At 69.5% G+C, this 12,634-nt stretch carries 9 protein-coding genes; 7 read left to right on the forward strand and 2 right to left on the reverse strand.

All coding sequences use genetic code 11. The annotated features are described in order from the left end of the window. Positions 1–254 precede the first annotated feature (254 nt). Positions 255–2,264: a multicopper oxidase family protein gene (locus JWP54_RS16335; RefSeq protein ID WP_297374150.1), complete on the forward strand. Its 2,010-nt coding sequence runs from the start codon at positions 255–257 to the stop codon at positions 2,262–2,264. 59 nt (positions 2,265–2,323) lie between these two features. Here the strand turns inward: JWP54_RS16335 and JWP54_RS16340 are convergent, their stop codons facing one another. Both JWP54_RS16340 and JWP54_RS16345 read right to left on the reverse strand, forming a co-directional pair. Further along, entirely contained in the window at positions 2,324–2,776 is a 453-nt protein-coding gene (locus JWP54_RS16340; RefSeq protein ID WP_297374154.1) for a hypothetical protein, read from the reverse strand. A gap of 140 nt (positions 2,777–2,916) precedes the next feature. Next, positions 2,917–4,617 carry an alpha-glucosidase gene (locus tag JWP54_RS16345; RefSeq protein WP_297374157.1) on the reverse strand — a complete coding sequence of 567 codons (1,701 nt, stop codon included), beginning with the start codon at positions 4,615–4,617 and terminating at the stop codon, positions 2,917–2,919. A gap of 169 nt (positions 4,618–4,786) precedes the next feature. Here JWP54_RS16345 and JWP54_RS16350 point away from each other — a divergent pair, with 169 nt between their 5' ends. From JWP54_RS16350 to JWP54_RS16375, 6 genes are all read left to right on the forward strand, one after another. Continuing rightward, a complete protein-coding gene (locus JWP54_RS16350; RefSeq protein ID WP_297374160.1) occupies positions 4,787–6,013 on the forward strand; it encodes an ROK family transcriptional regulator in 1,227 nt (408 codons plus the stop codon). Positions 6,014–6,090: 77 nt separating this feature from the next. Beyond that, positions 6,091–7,293 carry an LLM class flavin-dependent oxidoreductase gene (locus JWP54_RS16355; RefSeq protein ID WP_297374162.1) on the forward strand — a complete coding sequence of 401 codons (1,203 nt, stop codon included), beginning with the start codon at positions 6,091–6,093 and terminating at the stop codon, positions 7,291–7,293. 1 nt (position 7,294) lies between these two features. Beyond that, positions 7,295–7,936, forward strand: a complete 642-nt coding sequence (locus JWP54_RS16360; protein WP_297374165.1) for an FMN reductase — start codon at positions 7,295–7,297, stop codon at positions 7,934–7,936. Positions 7,937–8,185: 249 nt separating this feature from the next. Next, positions 8,186–9,181, forward strand: a complete 996-nt coding sequence (locus JWP54_RS16365; protein WP_297374169.1) for a dihydroorotate dehydrogenase — start codon at positions 8,186–8,188, stop codon at positions 9,179–9,181. Continuing rightward, complete coding sequence (locus JWP54_RS16370) at positions 9,178–10,146, forward strand: dihydroorotate oxidase electron transfer subunit (protein ID WP_297374172.1); 969 nt, start codon at positions 9,178–9,180, stop codon at positions 10,144–10,146. Before JWP54_RS16365 ends, JWP54_RS16370 begins: the two co-directional genes overlap by 4 nt. Before the next feature lie 260 nt (positions 10,147–10,406). Then, positions 10,407–12,634: polyribonucleotide nucleotidyltransferase (locus JWP54_RS16375; RefSeq protein ID WP_297374175.1), on the forward strand; the 2,228-nt coding region annotated here is incomplete at its 3' end.

A 12,634-nucleotide genomic window follows, 5' to 3' on the forward strand; every position in this document is an offset into this window, starting at 1 on the left:
CGCCACCGAACGGGAAGAGCTCGAAGCCGAGAAGCGGGCGCTCAAGGGCGAGTAGCCCCCCGACTGTTCCCGCTGCGGACAATTGCGTCCGGCGCACCGGGCGCAATTGTCCGTTCCGGCAACAGAAGACGGGGCCTCGCCTTCCCTCCGCGGGCGGAGTAGCGTTTTTGGAGGACCGCTGTTTCGACCCGGACGGGTGTGCCTGCCGCGGCCCGGAGGAAGATCCCATGTACCGGCACTCGGAGTGATCGACCGTGACGGCGTCGCTCCTGCTCGCGCTCGACCTGGTCGCGGCGATCGCCACCGCCGGGGCGTGGATCGGCGCCGCGGTGCTGGCCGCCGGGCTTCGCGCACGCACGTCGTCCGCGGCTGATGCGCCGAACGACAGGCCCGCGCCGGCCAGCATCCACACGCCACCGACGATCCGGCGCCGGAGCGCCTGGCTCGTGATCGCCCTGTCCGGCATCGGCGCTCTGGGTGTCCTCGCCCAGGGGCTCTGTGTTGCCCTGCTCTCGGCCCACGGCTGGTGGTTCGTGCAGGAGAAGGTCGTGTTCGCCCTGCCGCTGGTCGTTCTCGCCGGGGTCGCCGGCGGCATCCTGGCCACACCCGGCCTGCTGGCGGCCGCGCGCGGATCCCGCCCCGCCCCGGGGGCCCGCGACCTGGCGGCCCTGGTGGGTGCGGCGGCGGCAGCCGTCGCGGGGATCGTGGCCCGGCTCGTGGTCGGCTACCCGCTGGAACTCGTTCCGGCGCTGGTGCTGCTCGGCCTGGTGCTGCTGAGCGCCGCGCTGGCCGGGGCGATCTTCGCCGGCCGCCGCGGGCGCGTGGTGACCGGCCTGGTGGCCTTCAGCGTCCTGGTGCTGGTGGCCGCCATCGGCCTGGCCTGGCTCGGCAGTGCGGCCCTGCCAGGCGCGCTGGCCGCGACCCATCACGGTGCAGCGGATGCGCCGGCTCCGCCGCCCGGCGGCATCTCGGTGACCGACCTGCGCACGCCCGCCGACCAGCCGGGCAGGCTGGCAGCCTTCGACCTCACGGCAGAGCAACAGCAGGTGACCCTCGCCTCCGGCCGGACCGTGTCCGCGTGGACCTACGGGTCGCTGCCCGGCCCCGAACTCCGGGTCACCCAGGGCGACCTGGTGGAGGTGAGACTGCACAACGCCGACATCGACGAGGGTGTCACCATCCACTGGCACGGGTACGACGTGCCGGCCGGCGAGGACGGCGTCGCCGGGGTCACCCAGGACGCAGTCCTGCCCGGCGACTCGTTCACCTACCGGTTCCCGGCGACCGACACGGGCACGTACTGGTACCACACGCACCAGGTCTCCGCCGATGGGGTGCGGCGCGGACTGTTCGGCACCCTCGTGGTGCTGCCGAAGACCGGGGTGCCGGAGGCGGTCGACCTGACCGTTCCGCTACACACCCTGGGGGGAGTGGTGATCCTCGGGGACTCGGACGTTGCTGTCGCCCGGACGGTGGCGGCCGGGGAATCGGTGCGGCTGCGGCTGGTCAACACCGACCGGGTGCCGCGCCGCTTCCGCGTCGACGGTGCCCCGTTCACGGTGGTCGCGGCGGACGGTCGTGACCTGGTCGGCCCCACGCCGGTCACGGGCAAGTTGCTCCGGATCGCCGCGGGCGGGCGGCTGGATGTGTCGTTGACGATGCCGGGCGCCGGCGTGCGGCTGAGCAGCAACGCCTCGACGACGGCGACGTTGTCGCTCGGGCCGGCCGGCGCGAAGGTGCCGGCGGCAGCGCCGGTGGAAGCGGCATCCGGCGACCTGGACCTGCTGGACTACGGCACTCCGACCGGAGAGGAGCTCCCGGCCGGCGAGGGCCGGGTGGACACGACCATGGTCCTCGACCGCAACCCCCGGTTCCTGGCCGGCCGGCCCGCCTACGGCTACACCGTGAACGGGCAGGTGTTCCCGCACATCCCGAGTCTCGAGGTGAGCGAGGGCAACACGGTGCGGCTCACGGTGGCCAACCGGGGGTTGGAGACGCATCCGATGCACGTGCACGGCCATCGCGTGCGCGTGGTGTCGCGGGACGGCACCCCCTCGACCGGGTCACCGCTCTGGCTGGACACCTTCGACGTGCAACCGGGAGAGGTGTGGGTGGTTGAATTCGTGGCCGACAACCCCGGGGTCTGGATGGACCACTGCCACAACCTCGACCACGCGGCAGAGGGCATGATGATGGCACTGGCCTATCGAGGGGTGACGAGCCCGTTCGAGCAGGGCGGGCCGCACGGCAACCGCTCCGAGTGATCAGGCCCGGATCGGTCAGGCCCTGATAGGTCAGGCGCGGTCGGTCGGGCCCGGTGCGATCAGGCCGAGTCGTCCATCGCGGTGCGTTCCGCGGCCGGGGTGCGCACCTTTCTCGCGCCCGTCGACTGGGTACCGATCGACCTGGCACCCATCTCGGCCAGGCCGAGGACCACGAAGGCGTTGATCCCGTGCAGCAGCCCGAGGCCGGGAAGCTCGAACGAGCTGTACGCGAGGATCAACTGCACGAGAACGGCCACCAGCAGCCACGCTGCCCATCTGATTCCGGCCCGCCCGATCAGCGCGACGACGAGCAGCACGAGAACCAATGCCGGGATGACCATCTGGCCGACGACGCTGTGCACGAGGAAGCCGACGGGTGCGTTGTCCTCGCTGAGGGCGGCACCGTCGCCGGATGCATTCAGGATGGTGAACGTGGACCACGCGATGACGGCGGCCTGGATGACGACGCAGGCGGCGATGATGTGACAGATGATCTGGTATGCCCTGCGCATGGCTGGACTCCTTCCGATCGTGCCGGAACCCAGGTCGAAGCCGATCTGAGCTTCGCGGTCAGCGTACGCCCAGATTCGGAGGCCGGTCAACGGGTCCGAGCGCCGACGACGCGGCCCGTGGCAGGCCCGCCCGGCCCCGCTCAGGACCTCAGTCGGTACAGCCGGGCCTCCCAGGGGCGCAGCGCCGCGGAGCCGTCGCCGGGGTAGTTGCCCAGCAGCAGTTCGGCGCCCGAGATGTCGTCCGGCAGCCACTCGCCCTGCACCGTCAGCGGCTCATCCGATACGTTCGCCAGCACCAGCAGCGTGTGCCGGTCCAGGGTGCGCGTGAACGCGTAGAGCTGCTCGTGATCGGGTTCGATCAGCTCGAATGCGCCCAGCGCCACCACGGGGTCCTCGTGCCGCAGCGCGATCAGCCGCTGGTAAAACGCGAACACGCTTCGCGCCGCCGCCTTGTCGGCCGCCACGTTGATGTCGGGGTAGTTCGGGTTCACCGTCAGCCACGGGGTGCCGGTGCTGAATCCGGCGTGGGCGGAGCCGTCCCACTGCATCGGCGTGCGCGCGTTGTCCCGGCCCATCGCGTGCACGCCGGCCAGCACGCTGGCGGGCGACTGGTCGAATTGTTCGACGGCCTCGCGGTAGTGGTTGAGCGACTCGATGTCGCGGTAGTGGTCGATGGTGTCGAACGTGACGTTCGTCATGCCGATCTCTTCGCCCTGGTAGATGTACGGTGTGCCGCGGTGCAGGTGCAGCACCAGCGCCCAGAGCGTCGCCGACTCGTACCGGAACCGCGTGTCGTTGCCGAACCGCGAGACCAGCCGGGGCTGGTCGTGGTTGTTCAGGTAGAGGCTGTTCCAGCCAGTGGCGGCCAGGCCCTCCTGCCAGCGGGCGAGGCTCTGCTTCAGCGGCACCAGGCTGCGGGGGAGCGGGTCGAACTTGTGGGCGCCCTGGTCGAGCGAGACGTGCTCGAACTGGAAGATCATGTCGACCTCGCCGCGCGAGGCGTCCGTGAACAGAACGGCGTCGTCGATGCTCACGCCCGGCATCTCGCCCACGGTCAGGTGATCGCCGGCGCGGCCCGCGAACACCGCCTGGTGCATCTCGTGCAGGTACTCGTGGATCTGCGCGCCCATGGGGGAGCCACCGTCGGTGGCAGCGGCCGGCCCGCTGACCAGCTCCACCTGCTTGGCGATGAAGTTGATCACGTCCATTCGGAACCCGTCGACGCCGCGGTCCAGCCACCAGTTCATCATCGTGTACACCGCTTGGCGTACCTCGGGGTTCTCCCAGTTGAGGTCGGGCTGCTGCTTGGCGAACAGGTGCAGGTAGTACTCGCCCGTCGTCTCATCGAGGGTCCATGCCGGGCCGCTGAACGCACTGCCCCAGCCGTTCGGCTCCGCGCCCGCCGCACCCGGTCGGCGCCACCAGTACCAGTCCCGCTTGGGGTTGTCGGTCGAGGAGCGCGACTCGACGAACCAGGGATGCTCGTCGCTGGTGTGGTTCACCACCAGGTCCATCACGATCTTGATGCCGCGCGCGTGGGCATCCGCCCGCAGCGCGTCGAACTCGGCCAGGCTGCCGAACACCGGGTCGATGTCCTGGTAGTCGCGAATGTCGTAGCCGTTGTCGTGCTGGGGAGAGGGGTAGACCGGGGACAGCCAGATCGCGTCGACGCCGAGCTCGGCGAGGTGGTCGAGCTTGCCGCGCACACCGTTGAGGTCCCCGATGCCGTCCCCGTTCGAGTCCGCGAAACTGCGCGGGTACACCTGGTAGACCACGGCGGTGGTCCACCACGGGGCCGCGGTGACGGTGCTGCCGGAGTCGGTGTTGTCAAGATTTGTCACGTGCGTGCCTCCCTGGCGGAGCACGGCCCGGATGACGGGCCGGTTTGTCGGTTGCGTGGTTCCACCGCAGAACGGATCGTGCCATCCAACCTAGCGGCAGCCCCCAGCCCGGATGCTGTCTATGTCAGGATGAAGGGAACCCCGGGTGGGGGTCGGAAAGGCAAACGCCATGCACGGGAGTACCGAGGCCGGGAGCACCGATCCCAGGAGCACCCATCCCAGGGATGCGGCGGTCACCCCGCCGATCAGCGAATCTGCCATGTCGCTGGCGCGTGCGGTTCTGATGCACGGACCGATCTCCCGGGGCGATCTCGGGCGCAGGCTGGGGCTCTCCCCGGCCAGTCTCACCCGGCTGAGCCGGCCCTTTTTCGACCGGGGGCTGTTCGTGGAGACCAACGACGACCCCAACGGCGGGGTGGGCCGCCCCACCCGGCCCCTCGACGTTCGGATGGACGGCCGCCGGTTCGTGGGCGTGAAGCTCACCGGGGAGGATGCGTTCGGGGTGCTCACCGACCTGCGCACCACCCTGCTCGCCACCGCCCATCGGCCGATTCCAGCCCCGGACCCTGAGACTGTGGTGGCCCAGTTGGTCGCCCTGGTCCGGGAGCTGTCCGAAACCGATGCCGTCACGGCCGTCGGGGTGTCCGTCGGCGGCAACGTCACCGGTTCCCGGGTGGTCACCCGGGCACCGTTCCTCGGCTGGCGGGACGTGGACCTGGCGTCGGCGCTCGAGGCGCGCCTCGGCATCCCCGTGCTCGTCGAGAACGATGTCGCAGGACTAGCCGCCGCCGAGCAGTGGTTCGGTGCCGGCCGGGACACCGCCAGCTTCGCGGTGCTCACCATCGGCATCGGTGTCGGCTACGGCCTCGTCATCAACGATCAGGTCATCTCCACCCCGAACAGCGGCCTCGGCCTCGGCGGCCACGTGCCGCTGAATGCGGACGGCCCGGTCTGCGATGCCGGGCACCACGGCTGCTCGAACGCCATGCTCACCGAATCGGCCATCCAGGCGCGAGCGGGTCGGCTGCTCGGCCGCGACCTGGGTTACCCGGAGGTGCTGGCGCTCGCCGAGGCCGGCGACCCGAGCGCCCTCACGGTGCTGCGGGCCTCCGGCCGGGCGCTCGGCCGGTTGGTGGCGTTGATCACCAACATCGCCATGGTCGACACGATCGTGCTCTCCGGGGAGGGCATCGGATTGTTCACTGTCGTGTCCGACGAGATCCTCGGCACAGCCCGGGAGGGCCGGGATCCCGAAGCGACCCCCCTGCGGATCAGCGTGAACCATGGCGGCACCTCCTCCTGGGCGCGCGGCGCGGCGGCCGTCGCCATCCAGCACACCCTCGCCAGCCTCACCCTCAGCCCGCAGGTCGAAGGAACCGGCTGGCCACAGCGCTGACCGGGCGGGAATAAGATCGCCCCGACTGCCGTTGACACCCACATACATGCAAACGCATTGAATCCTGGAGGCTGGAAATGCAGTTCGGAATCTTTACTGTCGGCGATCTGACCACCGATCCCACCACGGGGCAGACCCCCACCGAGCACGAGCGCATCAAGGCCATGCTCACCATCGCGCAGAAGGTGGAAGAGGTCGGCCTCGACGTCTTCGCCACCGGTGAGCACCACAACCCGCCGTTCGTGCCGTCGAGCCCGACGACCATGCTCGGTTACATCGCGGCCAAGACCGAGCGGATCATCCTCTCCACCGCCACGACGCTGATCACCACGAGCGACCCGGTGAAGATCGCCGAGGACTTCGCGATGCTCCAGCATGTGGCCGACGGTCGCGTCGACCTCACCCTCGGCCGCGGCAACACCGGCCCCGTCTACCCCTGGTTCGGCCAGGACATCCGCCAGGGCATCCCGCTGGCACTGGAGAACTACGCGCTGCTGCGCCGCCTGTGGCGCGAAGACTACGTCGACTGGGAAGGCCAGTTCCGCACCCCGCTGCAGGGCTTCCAGTCCACTCCGCGCCCGCTCGACGGCGTGGCGCCGTTCGTCTGGCACGGCAGCATCCGCAGTCCCGAGATCGCCGAGCAGGCCGCGTACTACGGCGACGGTTTCTTCTCCAACCACATCTTCTGGCCCGCCTCGCACACCGCGAAGATGGTGAAGTACTACCGCAACCGCTTCGAGTACTACGGCCACGGCACCGCCGCGCAGGCGATCGTCGGACTCGGCGGCCAGGTGTTCATGAGCAAGAACTCGCAGGACGCCAAGCGCGACTTCCGCCCGTACTTCGATAACGCTCCGGTCTACGGCAACGGCCCGAGCATGGAGGACTTCACCGAGCAGACCCCGCTCACCGTGGGCAGCCCGCAGGAAGTCATCGACCGCACCCTCGGTTTCCGGGACTACGTCGGCGACTACCAGCGCCAGCTCTGGCTGATGGACCACGCCGGCCTTCCCCTGAAGACCGTGCTCGAGCAGCTCGACATCCTGGGCGAAGAGGTCGTGCCAGTGCTCCGCAAGGAGTTCGCGAAGAACCGCCCGGCCGACGTGCCCGAGGGCCCCACCCACGAGGCCCTCGTGATCGCTGCCGGCGCCGCTCCCGTGACGGATGCGTCCGCATCCGATCACCGCGACGACCTCGACACCGCCGGCGCCATCGCACCGCACCGCCGCGCCACCGGAGCCGCATTCGGCCTCGCCGGCGCCGCCAAGACAGGAGCCTGAGATGACCGAGCGCACCCTGGCCGTCGTCTCGGCCGGCCTCAGCCAGCCGTCGTCGACCCGCCTGCTCGCCGACAAGCTCGCCACGGCCACCGTGGCGCGGCTGGCCGACGAAGGCGTGACGACGACGGTCGTCACCTATGAGCTGCGCGACTACGCCCAGGACATCATGAACAACATGCTCACCGGGTTCGCCAATCCGCGGCTGGAGGAGATGATCGAGGCCGTGACCTCGGCGGACGGCCTCATCGCCGTCACCCCGATCTTCACCACCAGCTACAGCGGACTGTTCAAGACGTTCTTCGACGTGATCGACAACCGCAGCCTGACCGACCAGCCCGTGCTGATCGGCGCGACGGCGGGCACCCCGCGGCACTCGCTGGCCCTCGACTACGCGCTCCGGCCGATGTTCACCTACCTGCACGCCGTGGTGGTGCCCACCTCGGTGTTCGCCGCCTCGGAGGACTGGGGCACCGGCGACGGCGGCCGCGTCGACAGCCGGGTGCAGACCCTGCCGGCCCGGATCGAACGAGCGGCGGGGGAGCTCTCGGCCCTGGTGGCCCGCTCCGACCGCTCCACCCGCATCCGCGACCCCTTCGAACTGCCCGTCGACTTCAACCCCGCCGGCCTCTTCCCGCCCCGCTAACCCGGTTCCATCCCACGAAAGCGGTCGGGTGGTCACCTCCTCCCTGAGGCAACCACCCGGCCGCTTTCGCGTGCCTACCGGCGAGCCCCCGGGATTCCTGCGTCCGTGTGAAAGGTCGCGACCTCCGCCGGGACCTTCGGCACTGATGAGGGAGCGGGAGCGGGCGGCAGACTGAAACGCAGTGCGCCGGAGAGAGTGCTTCCGCAGAGACGGAAGCCGTGACAACCGCGCAGACAGACAGGTCCACTCATGGTCGCCCTTCTTGACGGCACCGCCCATCCGGATGCCCGCGCCGCGTTCTTCGCCGCCGCCAGCGATGATCTCGCCGCCACAGCGCTGTCCGCCGTTGATATGTCCGTGCGGATCGGTTCGCTCACCCTGAACGCCCCGGTGATGCCGGCGTCCGGCTGCTTCGGTCCGGACCTCGGCGCCCTCATCCCGGTCGGCGAACTCGGCGCCACCGTCACCAAGACCGTCTTCGGTTCGGCCCGCGGCGGCAACCCGGTGCACCGGCTCACCGAGGTCCCCGCCGGCATGGTCAACAGCGTCGGCATCCCCAGCCATGGGCCGGCCGGCTACCTGGCCACTCTGCACCCGCGCTACGCCGCCCTCGACGCCCCCACCATCATCAGCGTCGGCGGGCACCGCATCGGTGAATACGCCCCCGTCGTGGCGGCCCTCGGCGAGCACGGCGCCGCCTACGAGCTCAACGTCTCCTGCCCCAACCTCGACCGGGACGGTACCGACATCGGCTCAGACCCGGCCGCCATCCGCGAGGTCGTCGCCGCCGTTCGCCTGGTCACCGGCAAACCCCTCATCGTGAAACTGCCGGTGCTGGTCGCCTCCATCGCCGCCTGCGCCCTGGCCGCCGAAGAGGCCGGTGCCGACGCCGTCTGCGTGGCCAACTCCATCCCGGCCATGCCGCTGGATGCCCAGACCCGACGGCCGATCCTCGGCAACGTCATCGGCGGCCTGTCCGGCCCCTCGATCAAGCCGATCGTGCTGCGCCTGGTCTGGCTGGCGTCGCGTGCCGTGCAGATTCCCGTGATCGCCTGCGGCGGGATCGAGACCGTCGATGACGCGCTGGACTACTTCTCGGTCGGCGCCAGCGCCGTGCAGGTCGGCACCGCCAGCTTCGGCCGGCCGTTCGCAGCGGTGGAGATCGTGCGAGGGCTGCGTCGACGGTCTCTGGACGCCGGGGTCGGCAGCATCCGCGAGTTGCTCGATCTGGATGCGCCTCGATGAGCATCGACGCACCGGTGGTGACCCCCACAGCGGCCACCCTGCGCGCGCGTGCGGCGGTCGCTCAGGCGCGCGCCTTCGCCGAGGCCGACGAGCGGGCGCTCGACGGGCTGGTGTCGGTGCGGCCGCGCTCGGCCGTGCCGCGTCCGCAGCCGGTGTGGGACGACGCCGAGGTCCTCGTCCACGAACCGGTGGGGGAGCGCTACCGCCGACTGGTCCTGGCCAGCAACACCATCGCCGCTACCGCTCAGGCCGGCCAGTTCCTGATGATCACCGTGCCGCCGCACGGCGGCGACACGATCCTGCTGCCCCGGCCGATGGCCATCCACCGCCGCCGGCCCGCGACCACCGACCACCCCGGCACCGTCGAGCTGATCTACGGAGTGGTCGGCCGCGGCACCCGCGCCCTGGCCGCCGTGCCCGTCGGCGGCACCCTGCAGGTCACCGGGCCGCTCGGCCGTGGTTTCGGGTTTCCGCCCGGCACCCGCTCGGCCCTGCTCATCGGCCGCGGCGTGGGAGTGTGCGGCGTCATGGGCGCCGCTGAGGACGCCGCGGCAGCGGGCATCCGCACCACCATGGTGCTCAGCGGCCAGCACCCCGACCAGTTGCTCGGCCGCTCCGACTGCGCCGAACTGGGCGTCCAGGTGATCGGCGCCACCGACGACGACGGTTCCAGCGACCTCACCTTCCTGGCCACCCGGCTGCGCGGCCACTTCGACGGCACGACACCAGAGCGAACGCCACCCGGCGTGATCATGGTTTGCGGCGCTGGGGTGCTGGCCCGACTGGCCGCCGAGCTCGGTGCGCACTGGGGAGTCCCGGTGCAGGCCTCGCTCGAGGCGCACATGGCCTGCGGACTCGGCTACTGCCACGGTTGCGCGGCGCCGGTGCGCACCGATCCCAGCGTGGAGGGGCCGCTGGTCTGCGCCGACGGACCGGTCTTCGATGCCGCCATCCCTGTCGTTTAACCCCCGTTCTGCTAGGCTTGTTCCGGTGGATCTTCGGATCTACCCGTAATACCCGGAGCAGACTGGCAGGACGCTGGTCCTCGGTGGTGGTTTCCCAACGCACGGGCTCGAGACAGAGCGGCGGTGGTGAATTTCTACTGGTGGCCAGCAACGTCAGCGCCCAACACATGTTCGGCAGCTTGTCCTGCCTGTTCCTGCTCCGATGTCCTCCTCGCGCGCCACACGGGCAAACGAGTCTAAACAAAGGAGAGAACCCCCATATGGAGGGTCCAGAAATCACGTTCGCCGAAACCGTTATTGACAACGGCAAGTACGGCAAGCGCACCATCCGTTTCGAAACCGGGCGTCTCGCCCAGCAGGCACAGGGCTCAGCCGCCGCCTACATCGACGAAGAGACCATGCTTCTCTCCGCCACGAGCGCCAGCAAGCAGCCGAAGGACAACTTCGACTTCTTCCCGCTGACGATCGACGTTGAAGAGCGCATGTACGCCGCCGGCCGCATCCCGGGCAGCTTCTTCCGCCGCGAAGGTCGCCCGTCGACCGAAGCGATCCTCACCTGCCGGTTGATCGACCGGCCGCTCCGCCCGTCGTTCGTCGACGGCCTGCGGAACGAGATCCAGGTCGTCGTGACCGTTCTGGCCATCGCGCCCGACGAGTACTACGACGTGCTGGCCATCAACGCCGCGTCCATGTCGACCCAGATCGCCGGCCTGCCGTTCTCCGGCCCGATCGGTGGCGTCCGCGTCGCCCTCATCCCCGACGACAACGGCTCCGGCCAGTGGGTCGCCTTCCCGAAGCACTCGCAGGTCGAAGAGGCCGTGTTCAGCATGGTCGTCGCCGGTCGTGTGGTGACGGATGCCGATGGCAGCGAAGACGTCGCGATCATGATGATCGAGGCCGAAGCGACCGACAACGCCTGGACCTTGATCCAGGGCGGCGCCATCAAGCCGAACGAAGAGGTCATCGCCGAGGGCATCGAGGCGTCCAAGCCGTTCATCAAGCAGCTCATCGTCGCCCAGCAGCAGGTGGCCGCCGCGGCGTCCAAGCCCACCGGCAACTACCCGCTGTTCCCGCCGTACACCACCGAGGTCTACGACGCCGTCGCAGCCCTCTCGTACGATGGCCTCAAGGACGTCTACGTGATCGCCGACAAAATCGCGCGCCAGGATGCTGACGACGAGCTCAAGGCATCCGTTAAGACCGCCATCGCGGCCAAGGTCGACGCCGGCGAACTGCCCGCCACCGCCAACAACCAGGTCGGCGCGGCGTACAAGTCCGTCACCAAGCTCGTCGTTCGCTCGCGCGTTCTCAACGAGGGTGTTCGTATGGACGGACGTGGCCTGGCCGACATCCGCCCGCTCGACGCCGAGGTCGCGGTCATCCCGCGCGTGCACGGTTCCGCTATCTTCCAGCGCGGCGAGACCCAGATCCTGGGTGTCACCACGCTGAACATGCTCAAGCTCGAGCAGACGATCGACTCCCTGAGCCCGGTCACCAAGAAGCGTTACATGCACAACTACAACTTCCCGCCCTACTCCACCGGTGAAACCGGTCGGGTCGGCACGCCGAAGCGTCGCGAGATCGGCCACGGAGCGCTCGCTGAGCGTGCCCTGGTTCCCGTGCTGCCCAGCCGCGAGGAATTCCCCTACGCCATCCGTCAGGTCTCCGAGGCGCTCAGCTCCAACGGTTCCACCTCGATGGGTTCCGTCTGTGCCTCCACCCTCTCGATGCTGAACGCCGGAGTGCCGCTGCGCGCCCCGGTCGCCGGAATCGCGATGGGCCTCATCTCCGACACCGTCGACGGCAAGACCCGCTACGCGGCTCTGACCGACATCCTCGGTGCCGAAGACGCCCTCGGCGACATGGACTTCAAGGTTGCCGGCACGAGCGAGTTCGTCACCGCAATCCAGCTCGACACCAAGCTCGACGGCATTCCCGCGTCGGTCCTGGCCGGCGCGCTGACGCAGGCGAAGGACGCCCGCGCGACGATCCTCGCCGTGCTGAACGCCGCGATCGACAAGCCCGACGAGATGGCACCGACCGCGCCCCGCGTGATCAGCGTGCAGATCCCCGTCGACAAGATCGGCGAGCTCATCGGCCCGAAGGGCAAGATGATCAACTCGATCCAGGACGAGACCGGAGCCGACATCTCGATCGAGGAAGACGGCACCGTGTACATCGGCGCTGTCGATGGTCCCTCGGCCGAGGCCGCTCGCGCCATGGTCAACTCCGTCGCGAACCCCACCAACCCCGAGGTTGGCGAGCAGTTCCTCGGAACTGTCGTGAAGATCGCCGCTTTCGGCGCCTTCGTCTCGCTTCTCCCGGGCAAGGACGGCCTGCTGCACATCTCTGAGGTGCGCAAGCTCGCCGGCGGCAAGCGCGTGGAGAACGTTGAAGACGTCCTCGGCGTGGGCCAGAAGGTCCTCGTTGAGATCACCAAGATTGACGACCGTGGCAAGCTTTCGCTCGCCCCGGTCCTCGCCGATGA

The sequence above is a fragment of the Cryobacterium sp. genome (assembly GCF_025463825.1).
Lineage (GTDB): Bacteria > Actinomycetota > Actinomycetes > Actinomycetales > Microbacteriaceae > Cryobacterium.